A 24,659-nucleotide genomic window follows, 5' to 3' on the forward strand; every position below is an offset into this window, starting at 1 on the left:
AACCTCATGGCTTACTCAACACTGGTGATCGAAGCAGGCGTGGCGCGGCTCACCTTAAACCGCCCAGAGGTGCATAACGCCTTTGACGACAGCCTGATTGCCGAACTCAACGCGCACCTGGAAAAGCTGCACGACTTGGCAAGTGCAGGCGACGTTCGGGTGGTGGTGCTCGGCTCCGAAGGCAAAAGCTTCTCCGCAGGTGCTGACTTGAACTGGATGAAGCGCATGGTCGAATACGACCTGGAAGACAACCTCGCCGATTCCCGCAAGCTGTCCGCTCTCATGCACGGCCTGGACACGCTGCCCTGCCCGACCATCTGCCGCGTACAGGGGGCGGCGTTTGGCGGCGCGGTGGGTTTGGCCGCCTGCTGCGATATCGTCATCGCCTCCGAAAAGGCCAAGTTTTGCCTGTCGGAAGTCAATATTGGTCTGTCGCCTGCGGTGATTAGCCCCTACGTTCAGCGCGCCCTTGGCCAGCGCCAGATGCGCCGCTACGCGCTGAGCGCCGAGGTCATGGACGCGCCTACCGCTCTCGCCCTGGGATTGGCCCACCACGTGGTGGAACCCGAAGCCCTGGATAGCGCAGTGGATACGATGATCGACACACTGATGAAAGGCTCCCCCCAAGCACAGCGAGCAACGAAAGCCTTGCTTGCCGACGTGGCCCAAGCCCCGGATAGCGACGACACCCGCGAGCACACCTGCCAGGTAATTGCCAAGCTGCGGGTAAGCGAAGAGGGCCAAGAGGGTTTAGCCAGCTTTTTTGACAAGCGTCGCCCCGCCTGGACCTCTCCTGAAGAACACAATAACGCTGCGGAGCCACGCTCATGACGTTTACCCCGACCAAATTCGATACGCTCCTGGTGGCCAACCGCGGCGAAATCGCCTGCCGCGTGATGCGCACCGCCCGCCGCATGGGCTTAAAAACCGTGGCGGTTTACTCCGACGCCGACGCTACTGCCCGCCACGTGCGTGACGCCGACGAGGCCGTGCGCCTCGGCCCCGCCGCCGCTCGGGAAAGCTACTTGAACATTGACGCGGTGATTGAGGCCGCCCAACGCACCGGCACCGGCGCGATTCACCCCGGCTACGGCTTCTTGTCCGAGAACGGCACCTTCGTCAAAGCGCTAGAGCAAGCGGGCATTACCTTCGTTGGCCCGCCCGCTTCCGCCATTGCCGCCATGGGCGACAAATCCGCCGCCAAAGCGCGCATGGCGAATGCGGGTGTGCCGCTGGTGCCCGGCTACCACGGCGACGACCAAGACGATGCCCTGCTGCGTTCCGAAGCCGATAAGATCGGCTACCCCGTCATGCTGAAAGCCAGCGCCGGTGGCGGTGGTAAAGGCATGCGCGTCGTCGAGAACGGCGACGGTTTCAAAGCCGCACTGGACGGCTGCCGCCGGGAGTCTAAAGCCGCGTTTGGCGATGACCGCATGCTGATCGAGAAGTATCTGGTACAGCCCCGCCATGTGGAAGTACAGGTGTTCTGCGACCGCTACGGCAACGGCGTGTACCTGTTCGAGCGGGACTGCAGCGTGCAGCGCCGCCATCAGAAAGTCATCGAAGAAGCCCCTGCCCCGGGCATGACGCCTGAACTGCGCGCCGCCATGGGCGATGCCGCCGTTCGCGCCGCCAAAGAGATCGGCTACGTGGGCGCGGGCACGGTGGAATTTTTGCTAGACGCCGACGGATCGTTCTACTTCATGGAGATGAACACCCGCCTGCAGGTGGAGCATCCCGTGACCGAGATGATTACCGGCAAAGATCTGGTGGAATGGCAGCTAAGAGTCGCCATGGGCGAGCCGCTGCCCTGCCGCCAGGACGAGCTGACCATTACCGGCCACAGTTTCGAAGCGCGCATTTACGCCGAAGACCCGGAGCAGGACTTCCTTCCCGCCACCGGCTTACTCACCCGCTTTGCGCTGGACTTGGAAGGCGCAGGGCTGGGCGCGAACCAAGTACGATTGGATAGCGGCGTAGAGAGCGGCGATACGGTGTCGATGCACTACGACCCGATGCTTGCCAAGCTGATTGTGCATGGCGTTGACCGCGACGCGGCGCTAGCCACCCTCAACCGGGCGCTGGCGGCGCTGGATGTGCAGGGCGTAGTCACCAACCGCGCCTTCTTGCAGCGCTTAGCCAATCACCCAGGCTTTAAGAACGTCGAGCTGGATACTCGCTTTATCGAGCGCAACGAAGCCACGCTTTTTGCTCCGCGCCACTACACCACCGAGGAGTACGCTAGCGCCGCGCTAATTGGCCTACACCAGCTAGCACAAGAGTGCGAAAGCGACTCCCCCTGGGACCGCCACGACGGTTTCCGGCTCAACGCCCCGCACACCATCCGCATTGCGCTGTGCGACCCGGCCAGCGCTCAAGCCCCGGATAGCGACCGCGCGGTCGTGGTGGTCGAAGGCAAACGCGAGCCCCTGGATGCTCAGTGGCAACTCACCATCGACGGCAGCACGCTGAGCGCTAGCCTACAGCCGCTGGAAGGCGACGCCGTTGCCGTCACGCTGAATGGCCACCGCCGCCGCCTACAGGCGTATAGAGATTGTCATGTAGTGGTGATGGCCGAACCCAGCGGTGAAACCCGCCTTTTCTGGCGGCGTATCGACGCCATCGACCACGGCCACCACGAAGCGGAATCTACTCTCACCGCGCCGATGAACGGCACGGTAGTGGCGCTGCTAGTGGAACCGGGTGCTCAGGTTGAAAAAGGCATGCCGCTGATGGTGATGGAAGCCATGAAGATGGAGCACACCATGACCGCCCCCGCCGATGGTAGCGTAGAGACCTTTCACTTCCAGGCAGGCGATACGGTCAGCCAGGGCGCTGTGCTGCTCGACTTTGCCCCCAGCGAATAGGAGCACCACTATGGCACTGCCTACGTCCATCAAGCTATTTGAAATGGCCCCCCGCGACGGGCTGCAAAACGAGCCGGGCACTCTGGTGCCCACCGCCACCAAAATCGAGCTGATCGAGCGGCTGGCGAATGCGGGCATTCGCCATATCGAATCGGCCAGCTTTGTCTCGCCCAAGTGGGTGCCGCAAATGGGCGACGCCGCCGAGGTGATGCGCGGCATTCAGCGCCAGCACGGCGTGGTGTATTCCGCGCTGACACCTAATCTCAAAGGTTTAGAGGGCGCTCTGGAGGCAGGCGTTGAGGAAGTCGCGGTATTCGGTGCGGCATCGGAGGCGTTCTCGCAAAAGAACATCAACTGCTCGATTGCCGAGTCGTTAGCGCGCTTTGAGCCGGTGCTTGCCCGCGCCAAGGAGGCAGGCGTGCGGGTGCGGGGCTATGTCTCCTGCGTGCTGGGCTGCCCTTACGAGGGGGATATCGCTCCCCATAAAGTAGCGGATGTCGCCAAGGCGCTGTATGAGATGGGCTGCTATGAAGTCTCCTTGGGCGACACCATTGGCGTGGGTACGCCGCTGGCCGCTAAGCGGATGATCGAAGCCACTCGCCAGCAGGTGCCGATTGAGAAACTGGCCGCTCACTTCCACGACACGTACGGCATGGCGATTGCCAACCTGTACGCCGTGTTGGAAGAAGGCGTGAGCGTGATTGATGCCGCCACGGCAGGCCTGGGTGGCTGCCCCTATGCCAAGGGCGCATCGGGCAATGTGGCTACCGAAGACGTGCTCTATTTACTGGAAGGGCTGGGCATTGATACCGGCATCGACCTGCAGGCAGTGATCGATACCGGCGACTGGATCACTAAACAGCTTGGCCGAAAGCCTAGCTCCAAGGTGGCCCTCGCCAAAGGGTGTGCCAAAAGCAGCACAGCGTAACGCCACCCGAACATCCTAATAATTAAAAATGCGTCACTTCCCGTTCAGATAAAAAAAAGACATCGGAGACTCACCATGGCATCACCTGCAACCTTGCCCAGCTACACCAGCAGCACCGCCGAGAAGCCGCTGCTGGGCATGACCATTGGCGATAAATTCGACCAAATTGCCGCTCAGTACCCGGATAACGACGCGCTGATAGCGCTTCACCAGAATATTCACTGGAGCTACCGCGAGCTTCATCAGGAAGTGAACCGCTGCGCCCGCGCCCTGCTCGCCATTGGTGTACGAAAAGGCGACCGCGTGGGTATTTGGGCTCCCAACTGCAGCGAATGGACGTTGACCCAGTTTGCCACCGCCAAAATTGGCGCGATCCTCGTGAACATCAACCCCTCTTACCGAACCCACGAGCTGGAGTACGCGCTGAACCAGTCCGGCGCGCGCTTTTTAGTCACCGCCAACCAATTCAAAAGCTCCGACTACACGGCGATGCTGTTCGAGCTGGCGCCAGAGCTCAACAGCTGTGCGGAAGGCCAACTACAATCACAGAAACTGCCGAACCTTGAGTGCATCATTAACCTAAGCGACGACAAGCACAGCGGCATGTGGCGCTGGGCAGACTTCATCGCCGAAGCCGACAAGGTTAGCCAAACCGACGTGGACGACCTACAGGCCACACTGCAGTTCGACGACCCGATCAATATCCAGTACACCTCTGGCACCACCGGCTTTCCCAAGGGGGCCACGCTCTCTCACCACAACATTCTCAATAACGGCTTTTTCGTGGCCGAAAGCATGGGCTTTACCAGCGAAGACCGCTTGGTGATTCCCGTACCGCTCTACCACTGCTTTGGCATGGTGATGGGTAACCTGGGCTGCGTGACCCACGGCGCGGCGATGATCTACCCAGATGAAGGCTTCGACCCCGGCAAAGTGCTGAAAGCCGTTCATGAGCAGAAAGCCACTGCGTTGTATGGTGTTCCTACCATGTTCATCGCCGAGCTTGAGCACCCTGACTTCGCCAGCACCGACTTTTCGTCGCTGCGCACCGGCATTATGGCGGGCTCCATTTGCCCAGCAGAGATCATGAAGCAGGTCATCAACAAGATGAACATGAAGGGCGTGCAAATCGCCTACGGCATGACCGAAACCAGCCCGGTCTCCACGCAAACCGGCGCGAACGACACCATTGAAAAGCGCGTTTCCACCGTGGGCCGCACCCAGCCCCACCTGGAGAGCAAGATCGTCGACCCTGGCAACGGCGGCATTCTACCCCGTGGCGAAATCGGCGAGCTGTGTACCCGTGGCTACAGCGTGATGCTGAAGTATTGGAATAACGACAAAGCCACTGCTGAGGCCATCGACGAAGCGGGCTGGATGCACACCGGCGACTTGGCCACCATGGATGACGAGGGCTACATCCAGATCGTCGGTCGCATCAAAGACATGGTGATTCGCGGCGGCGAGAACGTCTACCCGAAAGAGATCGAAGAGTTCTTGTACGCTCACCCAGCGATCTCCGAAGTACAGGTCACCGGCGTGCCGGACAAAAAGTACGGCGAAGAGCTGATCGCCTGGGTGAAGCTCAACAGCACAGCGGGCGAGATTACCGGGGAAGACCTGCGCGACTACTGCAAAGGCAAAATCACCCACTTCAAGATCCCGCGCTACTTCAAGTTCGTGGATGAGTTTCCAATGACGGTGACCGGCAAAATCCAGAAATTCAAAATGCGCGAAATCTCGATTAAAGAGCTGGGGCTGGAAGACCAAAAGTAAAAGGGATCGAAGCTGATACAACGATCAACTGTCGCTCAGAACAACCCGTAGCGGAGGCTTTCGCCAGGGTTGTTCTGATCCTGAGACGTTAGCCCCAACCGAGGCTCCCCATGCCCACTTCCCTCGCCCACCACTACCATCAAGCGCTGCGCGACCAGGATATTCTCCACCAACTGCGCACCCACTACCCCGATGGCCCCACGCTGCATCAATTAGCACCGCTCGACCAGCTGCATATCGGTGGCATTGCCGCATCCGCAAGGCTGTTGGGCTTGCTCGACCCCAAATCCCAGCACGCGCTGGATATAGGCGCTGGGCTGGGCGGGCTGATGCGCCAAGGTGCCGCGCAAGGTTTTCATATAACCGGGCTGGATATTACCCACCGCTTTAGCGCGCTTAATCAAGCCATTAGCCGATTGGCGCTAAGCCATCACACTGCTAAAGCCCACCATGGCAAGCTGCGCTGGGTCACGGGCGACGCCTGCGCGCTACCGTTTGCACAGACAAGCTTTGACGCGGTGCTGTTCCAACACAGCCTGATGAATATGCCCGACCCTGCACGTGTACTGGCCGAGTGCCGCCGCGTACTGCGACCTGCCGGCCAGCTGGTGATGCACGAAGTCGTTAGCGGCCCTCACAGCGAGGCGCTGCGATTTCCGGTGCCCTGGGCCGAAGGACCAACGCACTCGCACTTGCTCTCGTTATCCCAGCTGACCCAACGCCTTGAAGCGAGCGGTTTTAACCTTCAGCACTGCAAAGACTGGAGCCACACCGCGCTTGAATGGCGTACGCGCCAGCGGCAAAAAGAGCAGGCACCGCGTACCGCCGTCCTCTCACCTCAGTGGGTATTCGGTGAGCGTTTTATGCAGATGGGAAAAAATTTGCTGGAAAATTTGGCGAATGGCGCAATTCACGTGGTGGAAATCAGCGCTCGTTGCTAGGCTGATGAAGATAACGTCAACGAGAAAGGACAAGAGGAACGCCAATGAACCGCTTGGCAAGCACCCTGCTGTTGAGCCTGTTCGGCACTGCCCTTCCTTTGAGTGCAACCTTTGCCGATGACGGCGCTCCCATTCTCTCCTATGCCGCTCCCGATAGCGAATGGATGCGCCTTGATAACGGCGTGGTGCTGGAAGGCAGCGACCTCAGCAGCCTAGATAGCTACACCTCCGGCTTTCGTCTCACCGCTGGCTTCAGCCCTTGGCAGCTACCGCAGTTAGATATTGGCGCTGAAATTGCCTACCGCGAAAGCGAAGAAGTGCCCATCGCTTCCAGCGTCAACCCGATGATTATGGACACCTTGAGCCTTGGCGGTGCCATTGTGGCGGGTATTCGCATGGGCGCGTTTAGCATCTACGCCAAATCGGGCCTGACCGAATGGCGCGGCGACACCGACCAGCCGATTGCCGAGGATAGCGGCACCGCCCTACTGCAAGGGTTTGGTGCCACCATGACCGTCAATCGATTGATCAGCCGATTAGAGTACGAACGTATTGATGCGCCGTCGCTCAGCCACCTCAATATGCTCAGCGCCTCGCTACATTTGCCGTTTTAAGCTACGAACGCTGCTCTGCGGGGCCTCTGTTAAGTGTCTGCGGCTCGCTCTCTGGAGCGGGAGCCGTCCATACCGGCACTTCCTCTTGTTGCGGTGCCTGCCAGTCTTGATGCATCGCGGTATTCAGCGCTTCTTCCAGCTTCATGAATAGTTCGCCGTAACGCGGGCTGAAGTTGATGCCTTCGTCGATTTCCTTCCAAGCCTCGAACAGCTCGTCGGCATGGGCTTCTTCGTTTTGTACGAACGCCCAGGTCATCTGTTTAGCGCGCATAGGATGAACGCCCATGGCGGTGAGTGCATGGCCACCGAGTTCTAGCGCCGAATGGTAGGTTTCGCTGATCACGTCGTCGGCTCCTGCCTCGCGAAGCTGGTAGCCGTGGCCCCTGTCAAAGGCGCGGGCCAGCACCCACACATTGGGGTAGAACTGTTTAACGTGCTTGACGATACCCACCGCACGCTCACGGTCGTCGATGGCGACCACCAGCAGACGAGCGTGCTCGATACCGGCAGTTTCCAGCAAATCGGAGCGGCTAGCGTCGCCAAAGTAGCTTTTAATGCGAATGTTACGCAGGTTTTCGATCTGCTCGATCTCGTGATCCAGCGCCACGATGGGAATGTTATTGGCCCGCAGCAGGCGGCAAATAATCTGCCCAAAACGGCCGACCCCCGCCACGATGACCGGCGCCTGCTCTTCGATGGTATCGGCTTCACGGTCGTCATTCTTGGCAGTTTGGTAGCGCGGCAGCACCAGCTTGTCGTAAGCAATGAACAGCAGCGGTGTAAGGAACATCGACAGCGCCACCACCAGCGAGAGCACCTGGGAGAGTTCCACCGGAATCACGCTGTTCTGCACGCTATAGGTCAGCAGGACGAAGCCAAACTCACCCGCTTGGGCAAGACTTAGGGTGAACAGCCAGCCATTGCTGCCGTGTACCTTGAACAGCAGCGCCAGCACCAGCAAAATGGCCGCTTTCACAACGATGACGGCCAAGCCTAGGCCTAGCACCGTGGCCCACTCCGCCGCTAGCACGTCAAAGTTGATGCCTGCGCCCACGGTGATGAAGAACAACCCCAGCAGCAGCCCCTTGAATGGCTCGATATTGGCCTCGATCTCGTGCTTGAACTCGCTGTTGGCCAATACGATACCGGCCAAAAACGCCCCCAAGGCGGGCGATAGGTTCACCAAGCTCATCAAGGCGGCAATGCCGATGACCAGCATCAGCGCCGAGGCGGTAAACACTTCCCGTAGGCCGGAGCCAATCACGTAACGGAACAGCAGCGGCCCTAAATAGTAGCCGCCCACAATTACGCTGCCGATGGCGGCCACCACTACCAGCGCGTGTGCCCAGGCAGGCAGATGCGCCACTAGGCTTAGCGCCGCGTGACCATGGTCGTCACTGGCAGCGCCCATTAATTCCGGCATTGCCAGTAGCGGGATGAGCGCCAGCATAGGAATGACGGCGATATCTTGAAACAGCAGCACCGAAAAGGCGCTGCGTCCGCCTTCGGTTTTGGAAAGCCCCTTCTCACTCAGGGTTTGCAGCACGATGGCGGTGGATGAGAGCGCGAAAATCAGCCCCACCGCCAGGGCGGTTTGCCAAACGAGCCCCAGCCACCAGGCAATGGCAGCGCCTGCCGCTGCGGTCAGCACCACCTGCAAACCACCTAGGCCCAGCAGCCGCACCCGCATGGCCCATAAGCCTTTGGGGTCTAGCTCCATGCCCACCAAAAACAGCATCATCACCACGCCAAATTCAGCAAAGTGCTGGATGGTGGTGGTCTCCTGGCCGACCAGCCCCAGCACGGGGCCAATCACCACCCCGGCAACTAAGTAGCCCAACACCGACCCCAACCCAAAGCGCTTGGCCAGCGGCACGGCTATCACCGCCGCCACTAAATAGATGAATGCTTGAATAAAATAGCCGGTCATGGCGACTCCTTAACCTCACTGCGACTTGACTTCCCTGAGCAATCCGTTAACGTACTAGTACGCTAGTACATGACTAAATCACTCGGTGGCACGATGTCCTTACACGATACGTTTCAAGCTGACTTAGTACGCCACCTGCTTGCGATTGATACGCCCGACGCAATGGATGAAGCGCTGGCCAGCCTGCTTACGCCAGCAGAGTACCAAGAAATCAGCAAACGCCTACAGATTTTTAAGCTGCTGCGCGAGGGCGTCCCCCACCGCAAAATTGCCGAAACCCTAGGCGTGGGTATTGCGACCGTGTCACGCGGATCACGCGCGCTGACGATGTTAGCCTCTTCACGGAATGAGCACTTATGAGCACCACCGATACGGCCGCTGCGGCAGGCCCCCAGCCGTTCACCCTGCCCCGCAAGCCCCATTACGTTACCCTGGCGGCAGACTGCGACTTCTTTGCCCTGTTTCAAAAAATCGAGCGGCGCTTCGATACCTGCTACATGCTGGAGTCGCTGGGCGAAGATAGCCACATGGCGCGCCACTCGATCATTGGTTTCGACCCTGAGTACACGCTCTATGCCAATGGCAACACGCTAACCATCGAAAGCCGCGACGGCGAGGCCAACCACTACCCCAGCGATAACCCCTACGAGCTGCTACGCAGCCTGATTCCGCAGAACATTATCTCACGCAAGTACGCGGGTGGGTTAAGCGGCTACCTGGGCTACGACGCCATGCAGTACTTCGAGCCGTCGCTGACGCTGAAAGCCAGCGACGACTTCGATACGTTCCGCTTTGGGTTGTACAAAGATGGCTTGATCCTCGACAAGATGACCGGGGAAGTCACCTACTTCTACTACGACAATAGCCGTTACGCGTTTCTACAGACGCTGATCGACGCCGACGACGAGCCCGCAGGCGCGCTGCACATTACCGCGCTGGGCGACACGATGAGCAAAGCCGAGCACGCCGAAGCGGTCGCCAAGGTGAAGCAGGACATCATCGACGGCAAAGTTTTTCAGTGCGAAGTGGGCTTTAAAAAGCGCTTTCGCATTCAGGGCGACACGCTGGCGCTTTACGACCAGCTGCGTACCATCAACCCCTCGCCGCAGATGTACTACGTGAAGTTCGGCGAACAGAAGTTGATTGGTGCTAGCCCCGAGCTGCTGTTCCGCCTGCGCCAGGGCGAGATGGAGACGTTCCCGCTAGCGGGCACCACCCTGCGCGGCCAAACGCCCCAGGAGGATACCCAGCTTGCCCGCGCGCTGCTCAACGACCCCAAAGAGATCGCTGAGCACAATATGATCGTGGACCTGCACCGCAACGATATTGGCCGAGTGGCCCAGTTTGGTACGGTCAAAGTACGCAGCCTGATGGATATCAAGCGCTTCAGTCACGTTCAGCATATCTCTAGTGAGATTGTCGGCATCATTGCCGAAGGCGAAGACATGTTCACCGCGCTGGCCAGCAACTTCCCCGCGGGCACACTAACCGGCGCACCCAAGATTGAAGCGATGAAAATCATCGATGATCTGGAAACCGACGGGCGCGGCCCCTACGGCGGCGCGGTGGGCCAGTTCTCCTTCAACGGCGACTGCACCTTTGCGATCCCCATCCGTACGGTGTTTGTGAACGGCGAGCGCGCCTACGTACAAACCTGTGGCGGCAACGTTTACGACAGCAACGCCGAAGATGAGTACGAAGAGATTCGCCGCAAGTTTGCCGGCACCCGCAAGGCCTTGGCCCCCTTTATGGATACGGAAACGGAGAGCCCCGCATGAAGGTGCTGATCATCGATAACTACGACTCCTTCACCTATAACCTCTACCAGTTTATTGGTGAGATTCTGACCACGGAGAAGAATCGCGGCGAGCTGCCCCATTTCGAAATTGTGGTGAAGCGCAACAATCAGATCGACTTTAAAGCCATCGAAGCCATGGTGCCGGATCGCATTATTATCTCGCCTGGCCCCGGTTCGCCGGATGACCCACGCTACTTTGGCGTATGCGCCGAAGTGATCGAGAAGCTGGGCAAAACCACGCCGCTGCTGGGCGTTTGCCTAGGTATGCAGGGCATCGTGCACGTGTTTGGGGGCAAGGTGGTCAAAGCGCCGCTGCCGATGCACGGTAAAATCAGCCCCATTCATCACAATAACCAATCGGTCTTCAATGGCGTACCCGACCAGCTGGAGGTGATGCGCTACCACTCGCTGATTGCCGATGCGGCGACGCTGCCAGAGTGCCTGGAAGTGACTGCCACGGTGGGTGCACTCACCGCCGACAGCTTTGCCGAGCGCAGCCGCTGGCAGGCAGCGGGTGAGTTTGAGCTGATGGGCGTGAAGCACCGTGACTACCCGATTCACGGCATTCAGTTTCACCCGGAGTCGTTTGCCACGGAGGGCGGCAAAGAGTTGATTGCCAACTTCCTGTTTTCCAACCGTTACTAACGCACCCACTGGACGGGCACCCACCGGTGCCCGTCCTTGTTTTACCGCCCTTTGCCCTCATCGCCCAGCGTAAACGAGGGCGGGTCGCTGGCGGGAAAAGTGTCGTCGGCGGCCTCGTCCAGGTCGCTTTCTGACCACACCGTTTCGGTGTTATCCGCCGTATACGCTATAAAATCCTTTAATAGACACCACTGCCCCTGACTTTTGGCCAACGATTCCGGCTTTATCCAAAAGTGTTGTCCGGTGGGGGTGCGTATTTCGACATGTTGTCGCTCGCTGATGCTGACTACCTGCCCAACGAGCAAGCCGTGGTGATCAACGATTTTAGCGTCTTTCAAGGTATCGTCTGCCATCCTAGCGTCCTCTTCGCATTCCTGAACCCTCTTCAACGTAGTGGCTCGATGGGAACGACGGCAAGCCGAGCGAACAACTTTAGCTTTTAGCAAGCCAACGCGGGGCGATTAACGCTTTCCCCGTGCGCGGGGTGGCTTGCCACCGATAGGCTTACCGCTTGGGCGGCCCCCCTTCCCTGAGCCCTTACCCGCCCCCTTCGCCACCGGATTGCCGCTGGGTTTACCGCCGGGCCTGCCCTTACCTTTCGCAGCCGGTTTGCCAGTGGGCTTTCCTTTGGCACTCGGTTTACCGGGCACGGCCCCTTTGGCCTTGGCGTCTTTACGTGTTTTGTTACCCGCTTTGGTGCCGGGGGAAGCGCGCTTGGACACCGTTTTTTGCTCCTTCGCGCTACTCCTACCGCCGCTGTAGTTGGGCCTGGCGGGCTTTTTCTTCTCCGGCGCGGGCGAGGCGTCCGAGGTTTTGGTGAGCGCGATGATCGTATCGATCTCTTTAGGGGTAAGATCGCGCCAATCCCCCAGCGCCAGCCCTTTCAGCGAGACGTTCATGATGCGGGTGCGCACTAGCTGGGTGACTTCATAGCCAAAGTATTCGCACATACGGCGAATTTGGCGGTTGAGCCCCTGCACTAGCGTGATATTGAACACAAAGGTGGACTCTTTGACCACCTGACACTTCTTGGTCATCTGCCCTAAAATCGGCACGCCGCCCTGCATACCGGCAATGAATTCGTCGGTGATCGGCTTATTCACCGTTACCACGTACTCTTTCTCGTGGTTGTTGTTGGCGCGTAATATCTTGTTGACCAAGTCGCCGTTGTTAGTGAGAAAGATCAGCCCCTGGGAGTCTTTATCCAAGCGGCCAATGGGGAAAATACGCGTGCCGTGCTTCACAAACTCAACGATATTGTCTTTTTCCGCCGACTCCGTGGTGCTCACGATGCCTACCGGCTTATTCAGCGCGATGAGAACGAGATCCTCCTCTTCCTGCGGCTCGATCTCCTGGCCGTTGACCTTTACTCGATCTCCCGCGACCACCTGATCGCCGGTGGTTGCCCGGCGGCCGTTGATCCACACATTGCCCTGCTCGACGAAGCGGTCCGCCTCCCGGCGGGAGCAGAGGCCGCTTTCGCTGATGTATTTATTGATACGGGTAGATTTTCGTAACGACATAAAACGCCATGTAGCCTAAATAAACGTTAAAAAGAGGAGCCGGGCTGCTTGAGGAATTCGACCTCTTCCGGAGTCGAGGGTCTTCCCAACACCGCATTGCGGTGCGGGTAGCGCCCGAAGCGGTCAATAATCGCCTTGTGGCGTTTCTCGAATTCAAGATTGCTCTCCAGACCCGGCTGATCGAAGAGCCGCATCGCAACGGTATGAATAGCCGCCGACTCGCTGTGCATATAGGGCATATAGAGAAAGCTGCGTTCTACCGCCGACAGCGACTGGTCGGCTCCGCTGGCCACCGCTTCCTGGGCCAGCGCTAACGCCAGCGTGTCGTTGGCAAACGCACGGGCATCGTCGCGGTAAATATTACGCGAAAACTGATCCAGCACGATCACTTCCGCCAGCCGCCCGCGAGCCGAACGACGCCACTCGAAACACTCGCACGCTGCGGCACTCATCAGCACATCACTGAATCGCTCGGCAATCTGCCGATCCATCTCAGCGTCTTTTTTGAACCACTGTGCGGGCATCAGCTCCTGAAACCAGAAGGCCAACACGGCCTGGGCATCTGCCGTCATGTTTTGACTCCAACACTGGACGTAAAGAAAAGCGCCGCCACCCATCGGTAGCGGCGCTGGTGGGCTGTCTTCAGCTTAGCCGGTGTTACGCAGACCGGCCGCAATCCCTGCCATGGTGACCATCAGTGCGCGGGAAAGATCTGGGCTAATCGCCCCATCAGCATCCCGGTTACGCTGCAACAGCTCGGCTTGCAGGCCGTGCAGTGGGTCGATGTAAGGGTTGCGCACGTCAATCGCCTGACGAATCAATGGCGTGTTCTCCAGCAGTTTCTCCTGCTGAAGAATATCTAACACCACGTCTTCCAACCGCTCGAAGCGTTCGCGGAGCTTTTTGCCCAGCGCTTTCAGCGATGGCTCGTCCACCAAGCGGTGCTCATAGTAGGCGGCAATCGCCACGTCTGCTTTGGCCAGCAGCATCTCTAACATATCCAGGTAGGTGCCAAAAAACGGCCACTGGGTGCGCATCTCTTGCAGCACTTCGCGGCCGCCGGGCTGCTCCAAGCGGCGGGAGAAGGCTTCGCCACTGCCAAGCCAAGCGGGCAGCATCAGGCGGATCTGTGTCCAGGCGAAAATCCAGGGGATCGCCCGCAGGGTTTCCACGCCGCCATCCTGACGGCGCTTGGTGGGCCGCGAGCCAAGCGGCAATCGGCCCAGCGCCCCTTCCGGCGTCACCGCACGGAAGTAAGGTACGAAGTCGGGATCTTCCCGTACCACGCCTACATAAGCACCGTGGGCGACTTTGGCCAGTTGATCCATCTCTTCGCGCCAGTGGGGTTCCGGCGCGGGCGGTGGCAATAGCGTGGCCTCCAACACCGCACAGGCGTAGATCTCCATGGAGCGTAGCGCGATATCCGGCTGGCCGAACTTGAAGCGAATCATCTCGCCCTGCTCGGTCACCCGCAGGCTGCCGTTCACGGAGCCCGGCGGCTGAGACAGAATCGCCGCGTGAGCCGGGCCGCCACCACGGCCCACGGTACCGCCGCGACCGTGGAATAGCGTTAGGTCAACACCATGCTTTTCGCACACATTCACCAGCGCTTCCTGGGCGCGGTACTGTGCCCAAGCGGCGGCGAGCTGACCGGCATCTTTGGCGGAATCGGAGTAGCCGATCATCACTTCTTGACGGTCTTTCGCCAGAGCACGATAGCCCGGCAGCGCCAGCAGCTGATCGATCACATCGCCCGCGTGATCCAGGTCGTTGAGGGTTTCGAACAGCGGCGCGATGGGCAGCGTGACCTGTCCACCCACTTCTTTCATCAGCAGCGCCACGGTGAGCACATCCGAAGGCTCGGCGGCCATGGAGATAATGTAAGTACCCAGCGCTTCCGCATGCTCCTGGGCGATCACCTTGAAGGTATCAATGACTTCCCTGGACTCCGCCGAACACTCCCAGCGGCGGGGAATCAGCGGGCGACGGGACTCCAGCTCTGCGAGCAAAAACTCCTGACGCTGGGTTTCGCTCCACTCTTGGTAATGACCTAGCCCCAGGGAGCTGGTGAGTTCTTCCATTACTTGGGCGTGGCGGCTGGCTTCCTGGCGAAGGTCGAGCTTGGTCAGCGTGACGCCGAACACGGCCACTCGGCGCAGCGTGTCCAGCAGCGCACCGTTGGCGATAGTATCCAGCCCCACATCGCACAGCGAGCGGTAGCAGGCCAGCAGCGGCGCGTAGAGCTGGTCGCGGGTTTCGATGATCGGCCCGCCGTCGTAGTTGCGGCCATCCAACTGCGCTTTCGCCCAGTCGCGGGTGGCTTCCATTTTGGTCAGCAGCCGCTTGAGCAGCTCCCGGTAGGGCTCCGCCACATCGCCCACTTCGGCTTTGAGGGCGCTGTTGGCTTTCCACATGGAGAGCTCGGTTTTGAGCTGCTCTAAATCGCGCAGGTAGAGATCCGCTGCCATCCAGCGGCCCAGCAGCAGCACTTCCTGGGTGACTTTGGCGGTGACATTCGGGTTGCCATCGCGGTCGCCGCCCATCCAGGAGGCGTAGCGAATCGGCGCGGCGTCCAGCGGCAGGCGTTCGCCTGCGGTGTCCAGCAGCAGGTTATCCAAGTCGCGGTGGAAATCCGGCACCGCCTGCCACAGCGAGTTTTCGATCACGGCAAAGCCCCACTTGGCTTCGTCTACCGGCGTTGGACGTTCGTGGCGAATCTCGTCGGTGTGCCACGCTTGGCTGATCAGCTCTTCCAAGCGGCCTTGGGCACGGGCGCCGCGCTCGGGGTAATCTTCCGAGCTTTCGATGGCGGTCAAGCACTCATCGATGGCGTCGTACTTCTGAATCAGCGTGCGGCGGATGACTTCGGTGGGATGCGCGGTCAGCACCAGCTCGACGCGCATATTGGCAAGGGTTTCCACCAGTTTGCGCGGTGAATTACCCGCTTGCTGGGCGCGCCCCAGCAGCTCTCCAAGTGCGGGCTGCGAGCCGGGTTTGTAGTCCTCTACCCGACGAAACCGCGCCCGGTAGTGCTGCTCGGCGATGTTAGCCAAATTTAAAAACTGGTTAAAAGCTCGGGTAACGGGCAACAGATCGCGTTCCGGCAGCTGACGCAGGTATTCGATGAGCTGGCGCTGCTGCAGGGAGTCACCTTGGCGACCGCGCTTGGCGTGGGCACGAATGGTTTCAATCTTATCGACAAACGACTGGCCTAAATCATCGGCGATGGTTCGCCCTAGACTGTCGCCCAGAATACGCACGTTATCGCGCAGTGATTCGTGTAGATCATGACTCATTGGCGTGGCCTCCTTGCGGGGTCGCGTTGATGGTTTTGAAATTAGCGTTGTTCTTGGGCTTTCGCGGCTTGCCAGTGGCCTTCCATCTCATTCAGCGAGGCCTCGTTTAACGGGCGCTCGGCATCGGCAAGCGCGCGTTCGACATAGCGAAAGCGGCGCTCGAATTTTGCGTTGGTGCTGCGTAGGCACTGCTCGGGGTCGGCGCCTAGCGTGCGGGCTAAATTAGTGACGGCAAACAGCAGGTCGCCTACCTCTTCCTGGGCGTGCTGACGATCCCCCGCCGTCAGCGCCTCTTCGACCTCCTCCAGCTCCTCGCGAATTTTGGCCAGCACGCCTTCGTCATCGGGCCAATCAAAGCCAACCCGGGCGGCGCGTTTGGAGAGCTTCGCGGCGCGGCTTAACGCAGGCAGCGTGCGGGGCACGTCGTCCAGTACCGACGGCGCTTGGGTGGCTCGTTCGGCGCGCTCGTCGGCCTTTAGCGCTTCCCAGCGGCTATTCACCTGCTGGGTTTTGACCTCGTCGGCACTCACGCCGGGCGGGCGGCGGGAAGCCAGTGTGCCGTCTGGGAACACATGGGGATGACGTCGCAGCATTTTGGCGGTCAGCGTATCGACGACATCGTGAAAGTCGAAGCGCTGCTCTTCTGCGCCAAACTGGGCGTAATAGACCACTTGAAACAGCAGGTCGCCCAGCTCGCCGGGCAGCTCCTCAAAAGCGCGACGCTCGATAGCGTCAGCCACTTCGTACGCCTCTTCCAGGGTATGGGGCACGATGCTGTCCCAATCCTGTTGGATATCCCACGGGCAGCCCTGCTCTCGGTCGCGCAATACGGACATCAGGCTGAGCAAATCATCCAGGGTATGGCGCATCAGGCCCCTCCTTTGCGGGCACTTTTTTCAGGGTCGGCGTTACGCAGGCGGCGCACTTCGGTCACGTTAGGTAGCTGCTGAATACGTGAGAACAGCCTGCCGAGGGATTCCAGGCCGTCCACCTCCAGGGTAATCCGCAGTCGGGCGATGCCTTCATCGGTATCCGTGAGCGTGTTGACCGCCAACACGTTGACCTTTTCGTTGCCCAGCAGGCCCGTGACATCGCGTAGCAGGCCCGAGCGGTCCCAGGCTTGAATCTCGATGGTCACCGGGTAGCGGGTGTGCGCCCGCTCGCCCCACTCCACTTCGATAATGCGCTGGGGCTCTTCCATGCGCAATTGGAGAATGTTGGTGCAGTCCTGGCGGTGCACGGTCACGCCGCGCCCTTGGGTAATAAAGCCGACAATCGGCTCGCCGGGCACCGGGCGGCAGCAGTTCGCCATGCTGGTTTTCAGGTTGCCCACCCCAAGCACGGTAATGTCGCTTTGGGTGGCCTTGCTGGGCTGGCGCCGAGGCTTGGCCAGCAGGCGGTCCAGCTGCTCCTGGTCGTCGGTTTCCCCAAACAGTTGCTGGGCTTGATGCAGCACTTGACCAATGCGCAGGTCCCCGGCACCCAGCGCCGCGTACATATCGTCGGCGTTTTGGTAGTTGACGGCTTTGGCGAGCTTGGGCAGGTCCAGCCCTTCCACATCCAGGCGGCGCATTTCACGCTCGAAAAGCGCTCGGCCTTCGTCCAGGTTCTGGTCGCGGGCCTGATGTTTGAACCACGCTTGAATCTTGGCCCGCGCCCGGGAGGTGCGCACGTAACCCAAACTGGGGTTGAGCCAGTCGCGGCTGGGGCCGCCTTTGGTAGCGGTGAGAATCTCGATCTGCTGGCCGGTTTTCAGCTTGTAGGTCAGTGGTACGATGCGACCATTGACCTTGGCCCCTCGGCAGCGATGGCCAATTTCGGTGTGCACCCGGTAAGCAAAATCGATGGGCGTGGCGATACGCGGCAGGTCGATGACATGCCCATCGGGCGTAAAGACGTAGATACGGTCGGGGGCGACATCGCTGGAGAGGCCTTCGCGTAAATCGCCAAAGCCGCCCACTTCGTCCTGCCACTCCAACACTTGGCGCAGCCAGGCGATTTTTTCTTCATAGCTGCGGCTTTTGGCGTTGGTGTCGTGGCCTTTGTAGCGCCAGTGGGCGCATACCCCAAGCTCGGCTTCATCGTGCATGGAGAAGGTGCGAATCTGAATTTCCAGCACCTTGTTCTCCGGTCCCATCACGGCGGTGTGCAGCGATTGATAGCCGTTCTTTTTGGGATTGGCGATGTAGTCATCAAACTCGTTGGGCACGTGGTGCCAGCGGGAGTGAACGATCCCCAATACGGTGTAGCAGTCGGTCACTTCCGGCACCAGAATACGCACGGCGCGCACATCGTGAACCTGGGAAAAATCGATTCGCTTGCGCTTCATTTTGCGCCAGATGGAGTAGATATGCTTGGCTCGCCCACTCACGTCGTAGCGGTGAATATGCTGAGCTTCCATCAAGCCTTTGAGCGTTTCGACCACGTCGTGAATGTAGCGGTCGCGATCCAAGCGCTTCTCGGCCAACAGTTTGGCGATGGCTTTGTAATCTTCTTCGTGCAAGTAACGGAAAGAAAGGTCTTCCAGCTCCCATTTGATTTGGCCGATGCCGAGGCGGTGCGCCAGCGGCGCGTAGATATCGGCTACTTCTCTGGCCACCTGCAGGCATTTCTCACGAGGAGCGTCTTTGACTTGGCGCAGCGCGCAGGTGCGCTCGGCGATTTTGATCAGCGCGACACGCACGTCGCCGACCATGTTCACCAGCATTTTGCGCAGGTTCTCCTGCTGGTTATGCTGGCTCATGCCATGGTTAGGTGCCAATGGGTAGCTGATGGCGGCCATTTGCAGCACACCATCAATGAGCTTGGCGACTTCATCTCCAAAGCGCTTGCTGACGCCTTCCAAGCTCAACAGCCCTTCCCGCACGGCGCGGTAGAGCACGGCGGCCTCCAGCGTCGACTGGTCGAGCTTGAGATCGGCGAGAATATCCGCCATCTCGAGGCCCATGCGGAAGCTAGACCCCGGCGACAGCCACACCCGATGGGTGCGGGGCGCTTCTCGCTCTAACTGCTCGGCCAACTCGCAGGCCTGCATCAAGCGCTCGGGGTCGCGTAGGCGCACATCGTCCTGAAGGCGCGTTAACCATTGTTGTATGTCCACCTTCCCGCTTTCTGTCAGCGGCTGGTCTTCACGCACTTTCACCATGACTATGACTCATCCTTTCTGGGTGGTGGCCTCCACTCCGCCGCCACCAAAACTTGCTGCAAAGGGCAAACTAGCCCGCGTATTCAAACAGCATCAACGTTTCCATGTGGGCAGTGTGCAGAAACATATCTGCCACTGCGACGTGCTTGACGCGATATCCCGCATGCACAAGGTGTGCCGCATCCCGGGCCAGCGTGGCTGGATCGCAAGACACGTAAGCGATCTTCGCCACTTTTTGGCGCCCAAGCGCTTGGCAGACAGCCTCGGCGCCACTGCGCGGCGGGTCGAGCACTATCGCCTCGGCAGAGTGCTCGCGAAGCAGTGCTTTCACTGTCGCCGCGTCATTGAGATCCGCCTGCTGTGCGCCCACGCTCAGCCGATTCCGCGTTGCGTTGGCTGCGAGGCGCTCGACCATGGTGGCGCTGCCTTCCACGGCATGCACGCGGGCACCGGCAGCGGCTAGCGGCACGCTGAAGTTCCCCATTCCGGCAAACAGATCGAGCAGCTGCATTCCTGGTGCCGGTGATAACCATGCTACCACCTGCGCCACCATCTTTTGATTGACCTCGGCATTTACCTGCAAAAAATCACCGGGAGCAAACTGCAGCACCAATTCGTCAGCGGCCTGCGCCGCGCTCACGCCCAACGCGCTCAACGAAAAGCGCTCTTCCAGTGCAGGCGCTGCACCATACCAGTGCAATGAGGGAGACTCCCGCCCCAACCAGGTGCCTAAACGCACTCCTTGTTGGTCTGCAAAGGCTTGCCAGCGCAGCCCATCCTGAGGCTGCTCTTTGAGCTGGCGAACCAGCACCACCGTAGCCTGGGCAGTGGCGAGCAGTTCAATATGGCCGACGGAACGCGGTGCTTCCAGCTCGGTCAGCAGTTGTTTCAAAGGGGCTATCAGCGACTGGAGCGACGGAACCAACACGTGGCATTGGTCGATGTCCACCAAGCGATGGCTGTTCGCCGCGCGAAACCCAAGCCGCACGGTCCCCTGGCCATCGACCTTGACACCCAAGCGGGCCCGGCGGCGATAGTGTTCGGACTGTCCGCTGATGGTCTCTACTGTCTCTAGTCTCAGGCCTTGACGCGCCATTAGCTCGCTGACGACTTCACGCTTGTGGGCACGCTGCGCATCGAGCGCCAAATGTTGTAAATCGCAGCCGCCACAGTGGCCGAAATGCGCACACGGCGGCTCTACGCGCTGAGGTGAGCGAGTCACTAACGTTTTGACATGCGCCTCATCGAAGCGCTTGCGAGTGACGTGTACGGCCACGTCGACCTGCTCTCCTGGCAGCGCGCGATCGACAAAGACGGTTTTACCCCCCGGATGATGTGCCACACCGCGCCCATCGTGAGCGAGACGCTCGATCACCAGCGGCGCGTCGGCATCGGTGGCGACAGACGGCTTGGCAGGCGCACCGTTGCCGCTGGGTTGGCGCGCCAACCCAGAATGGCCCGAGGCCGGCCGTGGCGGCCGCCGCTTACCCAACATAGCCATTTATACCTCCGGGGCAAACAAACCCGTGGAGAGATAGCGATCACCACGGTCACATACAATGAACACGATGACCGCATTTTCGGTTTGCTCTGCGATGCGCAGCGCACCTGCCAAGCTGCCTCCCGACGAAACACCCGCCAAAATGCCCTCCTCACGGGCCAATCGGCGCATGTGCGTTTCGGCTTCTTGCTGGCTGATATCGAGCGTGACATCCACCCGCGGCGCTTCGAAAATGGCCGGCAGATACTCCTGTGGCCAGCGACGAATTCCGGGAATACTGGCACCATCGGCGGGCTGTAACCCGACGATTTGAATCGCGCTGTTTTGCTCTTTCAAGTAGCGCGATACGCCCATGATCGTCCCGGTCGTCCCCATAGAACTCACGAAGTGGGTCACCTCTCCGCCCGTTTGCCGCCACACTTCCGGCCCGGTGGTACGGTAGTGCGCCAGCGGGTTATCCGGGTTGGCAAACTGGTTCAGCGGCTTGCCTTCTCCTCGGGCAATCATCGCGTCTGCGATGTCGCGCGCCTCTTCCATTCCACCCTCTTTGCTAGCGGAAATCAGCGTGGCGCCGTAGGCCGCCATGGCTTGCTTGCGCTCAGCAGAGGCGTTTTCTGGCATGATCAACGTCATCTTGTACCCTTTAATGGCCGCCGCCATGGCCAGGGCAATTCCGGTATTGCCCGAGGTTGCTTCGATGAGCGTATCCCCCGGGGCGATCTCACCGCGGGCTTCGGCTTCGCTCAGCATCGACAGTGCCGGGCGGTCTTTGACCGAACCGGCCGGGTTGTTACCTTCCAGTTTGGCCAGCAGCGTATTGTTCTTGCCAGCGCTGATTCGCTTCAGGCGAACCAAGGGCGTATTGCCGACCACATCTTCGAGCGTGGGATAATTCATCGAACATTCCTTATCGTAACCGTTATGCTGCATTATATCGGTGCTGCCTGTGAGTGGACAGGCAACCTTCCAGATTCGACGAGCTTCTTTCATGTCATTAAACACGCGCCTGCTGTTCGCTCTGCTTGGTTTTCCCTTACTCGTGTATGCCGTCATGGCGGTGCTGTTGGTGCTTCAGAGTGAGCACACTGGCCGCAACGTGCTCGAAGACCGACTGACCAGCGCTGGCGAACTGCTGGCCCCCAGTCTGGGGAGCGCCATGACCGATGGCGACTTGCCGCGTTTGGAGACACTGGCCCGCCAGCTTTTGGAACATCGTGGCCTGCGGGCGGTGACGCTGTTCGACGAACAGGGCAACCGGCTACTGGTACTGGGCCGTTCGATGCCGCCTCCGCCGCGCCTGCACGCCCCCGAGGCGACCACTCTCGCCAAAGAGGAGGATGTCTGGCGTCTTCAGGTGCCGCTCACCAGTGAAACAGTGGGCGGCACCAGCCGCGTCACCAACGGCTGGCTGGAAGCAGAGATGGACATCCGCGCGCTGACCCTGGAGCGCTACCGATTGATCGCCAGCTTGAGCCTCGGTGGCATGCTTCTCGGGTTGGTGCTGTTCCTGGTGGCCTTTGCGATCAGCCGCTACGCCAGCCGCCCTATCGAAGAGGCCAATCAGGCCCTCTACCGCTTGTCTCGGGGCGATTACAGTTTGGTCATGTCCAACGCCAAGCCTACCGAGTTCAAGCAGTTGGCCAATCATATCAACCGGTTGGCCGAGCATTTCCAGCAAGCCCAGCGGGATATGCAGAGCCAAATCGAGCAGGCTACCAGCGAACTGCAGGAGTCGATGGAGACCATCGAAGAGCAAAACATCAAGCTGGATCTGGCCCACCGCAGCGCGCTTCGCGCCAACGCCGTCAAATCCGAGTTCTTGGCCAACATGAGCCATGAAATACGCACGCCGCTCAATGGCATCGTCGGCTTTTGCCGCCTGTTGGGGCGCTCCTCGCTGGATAGCCGCCAAAAAGAGTGGTTAGAGCACGTGCGGCGCGCCTGCGACAACCTGCTGATGCTGGTCAACGATGTCTTGGATTTCTCCAAGCTGGAAGCCGACCGGCTCACGCTGGAAGAAGTGGACGTCGATATCGTCGCCTTGGTGGATGAGATCATTGGCTTACATGCCCCCGAAGCGCAGCGCAAGCAGCTCCATTTGGTGGCCATGGTATACGACGACGTGCCCACGCCGTTATGTGGCGATCCGCTGCGCATTCATCAGGTGCTGAACAATTTGTTGGGCAATGCGATCAAGTTCACCACCGAAGGTGACGTGATCGTGCGTGTTATGCTGGAAAACCAGGAGGGGCAGCACGTCGTCCTGCACATCAGCGTCAGCGATACGGGCATCGGGCTAAGCGAAGAGCATCAGCAACAGCTCTTTAGCGCTTTTTCCCAGGCAGAGCCCAGCCATTCGCGGCAGTTTGGTGGCAGTGGCCTGGGACTCACCATTTGTCGTCAGCTCATTCAACGTATGGGTGGCGAGATCACCGTCGACAGCGAACTCGGCAAAGGCTCGACGTTCTCCTTCACTCTGCCGCTGTTAGCTCACCTTGCCGATGAACGCCCCCCCGAGCTGACGCTCGACGGTCCGATCATCCGTCTTCACGAACCGCACCTGCCTACCCGCAACGTGCTCGAACACCTGCTGGAGCGCTGGGGGGCGCGGCCGGTCTCGTTCATCGATGCGGGCAATGAATCACTGCTGATTTTGTGCCTGGCAACAGAGGACTTTAGCGAAGAGCGACGAGGATATTGGCAGTCGGTCATCGAACAGACGCCCTGCCCGGTGCTGGTTCTGGCCAATACCACCAGTTTCGATCTGCCCAGCTGGCCACTGCCTCACGGCGGCGAAATGCTGTGCAAGCCGTTTACCCGAGCACAGCTTGCCACGACCCTGCGACACCTGCTGCAGCCCCAGACGCTCAGCGCTCCTACCCATAGCTCCGTGGCGAAAGCGTTGCCTGCGCCGCGTTTGACGATTCTGATCGTCGACGACAACGCGCCCAACCGCGAACTGCTCAAAGCCATGTTAGAGAGCGAAACGATACGTATCGTGCTGGCCGATAGCGGCCATGAAGCGCTGGAGTTCGCCAAGCGCGCCACCGCTGACATGGTGCTCATGGATATTCGTATGCCCGGTATGGATGGCATTCAAACGACTCAGGCACTGCGGCGTATCAACAATAGCTGGGCACGCTGTCCCATCATTGCCGTCACGGCTCACGTCTTAAGCAACGAACGCCAGCAGTGGTTGTCCGAGGGACTGGACGACGTCATGGTCAAACCCATCGACGATGTCCAGCTTCAGCAGTTACTCCACCGCTTTTTAGGGGTGGTGCCTCCATCCTCTTCCCAAGAGGAAACGGCCTCCGCTCGCCCCTTGCACGTCCCTAGCGAGCCTCCCAGCTCGCTACCTGCCGTCGATTTGACGCTGGGGGCTCGCCTGGCAGGTGGCAAGGAAACGCTGGCCAAACAGCAACTGGTGCGGCTCATCGACAGCCTACCCGAAAGCGAACAGCACATTCGCAGCGCTTTCGCAGAAGGCGACTTGACGACGTTACTGGATTGGGTGCACGGCTTGAACGGTGCCAGCCGCTACTGTGGCGCCCCCGAGCTTGCGCTGCTGGTGGAAACTTTGGAAACACGTCTGCGCACCAGTGGACTGCGTCATGTGGAGACACTGCTAGACGAGTTATATACCGCCATGGCGCGGCTCAGCGAGGAGCGCGCCACGTTGGTGGCAGAGTGAT

19 protein-coding genes are annotated in these 24,659 nt (G+C 59.8%); 10 read left to right on the forward strand and 9 right to left on the reverse strand.

Features of this window, described 5'->3' with window-relative positions; all coding sequences use genetic code 11:
• Nucleotides 1-6: 6 nt before the first annotated feature.
• The 6 genes from AB6K10_RS14695 (at nt 7) to AB6K10_RS14720 (ending at nt 7,126) form a co-directional block, all read left to right on the forward strand.
• A complete protein-coding gene (locus AB6K10_RS14695) occupies nt 7-831 on the forward strand; it encodes an enoyl-CoA hydratase/isomerase family protein (RefSeq protein ID WP_305946713.1) in 825 nt (274 codons plus the stop codon).
• Entirely contained in the window at nt 828-2,867 is a 2,040-nt protein-coding gene (locus tag AB6K10_RS14700) for an acetyl/propionyl/methylcrotonyl-CoA carboxylase subunit alpha (RefSeq protein ID WP_339119129.1), read from the forward strand. Before AB6K10_RS14695 ends, AB6K10_RS14700 begins: the two co-directional genes overlap by 4 nt.
• A 10-nt stretch (nt 2,868-2,877) precedes the next feature.
• Entirely contained in the window at nt 2,878-3,795 is a 918-nt protein-coding gene (locus tag AB6K10_RS14705) for a hydroxymethylglutaryl-CoA lyase (protein WP_339119130.1), read from the forward strand.
• A gap of 75 nt (nt 3,796-3,870) precedes the next feature.
• Nucleotides 3,871-5,571: an AMP-binding protein gene (locus AB6K10_RS14710; RefSeq protein WP_339119131.1), complete on the forward strand. Its 1,701-nt coding sequence runs from the start codon at nt 3,871-3,873 to the stop codon at nt 5,569-5,571.
• A 110-nt stretch (nt 5,572-5,681) separates the two neighbouring features.
• On the forward strand, nt 5,682-6,512 hold the full coding sequence (locus tag AB6K10_RS14715) for a methyltransferase domain-containing protein (RefSeq protein WP_339119132.1): 831 nt from the start codon (nt 5,682-5,684) through the stop codon (nt 6,510-6,512).
• Nucleotides 6,513-6,556: 44 nt separating this feature from the next.
• Entirely contained in the window at nt 6,557-7,126 is a 570-nt protein-coding gene (locus AB6K10_RS14720) for a hypothetical protein (protein WP_285263182.1), read from the forward strand.
• Between the two features lies 1 nt (nt 7,127).
• Here the strand turns inward: AB6K10_RS14720 and AB6K10_RS14725 are convergent, their stop codons facing one another.
• Nucleotides 7,128-9,056 carry a monovalent cation:proton antiporter-2 (CPA2) family protein gene (locus AB6K10_RS14725; RefSeq protein WP_339119133.1) on the reverse strand — a complete coding sequence of 643 codons (1,929 nt, stop codon included), beginning with the start codon at nt 9,054-9,056 and terminating at the stop codon, nt 7,128-7,130.
• Nucleotides 9,057-9,149: 93 nt separating this feature from the next.
• Here AB6K10_RS14725 and AB6K10_RS14730 point away from each other — a divergent pair, with 93 nt between their 5' ends.
• The 3 genes from AB6K10_RS14730 to AB6K10_RS14740 are packed head-to-tail and all read left to right on the forward strand — an operon-like array spanning nt 9,150 to nt 11,499.
• A complete protein-coding gene (locus AB6K10_RS14730; RefSeq protein WP_139527300.1) occupies nt 9,150-9,416 on the forward strand; it encodes a Trp family transcriptional regulator in 267 nt (88 codons plus the stop codon).
• Entirely contained in the window at nt 9,413-10,834 is a 1,422-nt protein-coding gene (locus AB6K10_RS14735) for an anthranilate synthase component I family protein (RefSeq protein WP_253016090.1), read from the forward strand. The genes AB6K10_RS14730 and AB6K10_RS14735 overlap by 4 nt, the downstream gene beginning before the upstream one ends.
• The gene (locus AB6K10_RS14740) at nt 10,831-11,499 is read left to right on the forward strand and encodes an aminodeoxychorismate/anthranilate synthase component II (protein WP_339119134.1); all 669 of its coding nucleotides are present in this window, start codon (nt 10,831-10,833) and stop codon (nt 11,497-11,499) included. Before AB6K10_RS14735 ends, AB6K10_RS14740 begins: the two co-directional genes overlap by 4 nt.
• 41 nt (nt 11,500-11,540) lie before the next feature.
• On the opposite strand, the gene AB6K10_RS14745 is transcribed toward AB6K10_RS14740, so the two are convergent.
• From AB6K10_RS14745 to cysM, 8 genes are all read right to left on the reverse strand, one after another.
• The gene (locus AB6K10_RS14745) at nt 11,541-11,852 is read right to left on the reverse strand and encodes a hypothetical protein (RefSeq protein WP_253016086.1); all 312 of its coding nucleotides are present in this window, start codon (nt 11,850-11,852) and stop codon (nt 11,541-11,543) included.
• 108 nt (nt 11,853-11,960) lie between these two features.
• The gene (rluF, locus tag AB6K10_RS14750; RefSeq protein WP_339119135.1) at nt 11,961-13,022 is read right to left on the reverse strand and encodes a 23S rRNA pseudouridine(2604) synthase RluF; all 1,062 of its coding nucleotides are present in this window, start codon (nt 13,020-13,022) and stop codon (nt 11,961-11,963) included.
• A gap of 26 nt (nt 13,023-13,048) precedes the next feature.
• Nucleotides 13,049-13,594 (reverse strand): DUF924 family protein, encoded by a 546-nt coding sequence (locus AB6K10_RS14755; protein WP_339119136.1) that lies wholly within the window; start codon nt 13,592-13,594, stop codon nt 13,049-13,051.
• Nucleotides 13,595-13,669: 75 nt separating this feature from the next.
• On the reverse strand, nt 13,670-16,318 hold the full coding sequence (gene ppc, locus AB6K10_RS14760) for a phosphoenolpyruvate carboxylase (RefSeq protein ID WP_305946704.1): 2,649 nt from the start codon (nt 16,316-16,318) through the stop codon (nt 13,670-13,672).
• 41 nt (nt 16,319-16,359) lie between these two features.
• Nucleotides 16,360-17,187, reverse strand: a complete 828-nt coding sequence (gene mazG, locus AB6K10_RS14765; protein ID WP_339119137.1) for a nucleoside triphosphate pyrophosphohydrolase — start codon at nt 17,185-17,187, stop codon at nt 16,360-16,362.
• Nucleotides 17,187-19,463, reverse strand: coding sequence for a GTP diphosphokinase (relA, locus tag AB6K10_RS14770; RefSeq protein WP_253016077.1), 2,277 nt, complete (start codon nt 19,461-19,463; stop codon nt 17,187-17,189). The genes mazG and relA overlap by 1 nt, the downstream gene beginning before the upstream one ends.
• A 70-nt stretch (nt 19,464-19,533) precedes the next feature.
• Entirely contained in the window at nt 19,534-20,964 is a 1,431-nt protein-coding gene (gene rlmD, locus AB6K10_RS14775; protein ID WP_339119138.1) for a 23S rRNA (uracil(1939)-C(5))-methyltransferase RlmD, read from the reverse strand.
• The gene (cysM, locus tag AB6K10_RS14780; RefSeq protein ID WP_253016073.1) at nt 20,965-21,861 is read right to left on the reverse strand and encodes a cysteine synthase CysM; all 897 of its coding nucleotides are present in this window, start codon (nt 21,859-21,861) and stop codon (nt 20,965-20,967) included.
• Nucleotides 21,862-21,952: 91 nt separating this feature from the next.
• Between cysM and AB6K10_RS14785 the strand changes: the two genes are divergently transcribed.
• Nucleotides 21,953-24,658 carry an ATP-binding protein gene (locus AB6K10_RS14785; RefSeq protein ID WP_339119139.1) on the forward strand — a complete coding sequence of 902 codons (2,706 nt, stop codon included), beginning with the start codon at nt 21,953-21,955 and terminating at the stop codon, nt 24,656-24,658.
• Nucleotide 24,659: the final 1 nt, after the last annotated feature.

It is taken from the genome of Halomonas sp. BMC6, assembly GCF_964204995.1.
Taxonomy (GTDB): Bacteria; Pseudomonadota; Gammaproteobacteria; order Pseudomonadales; family Halomonadaceae; genus Vreelandella.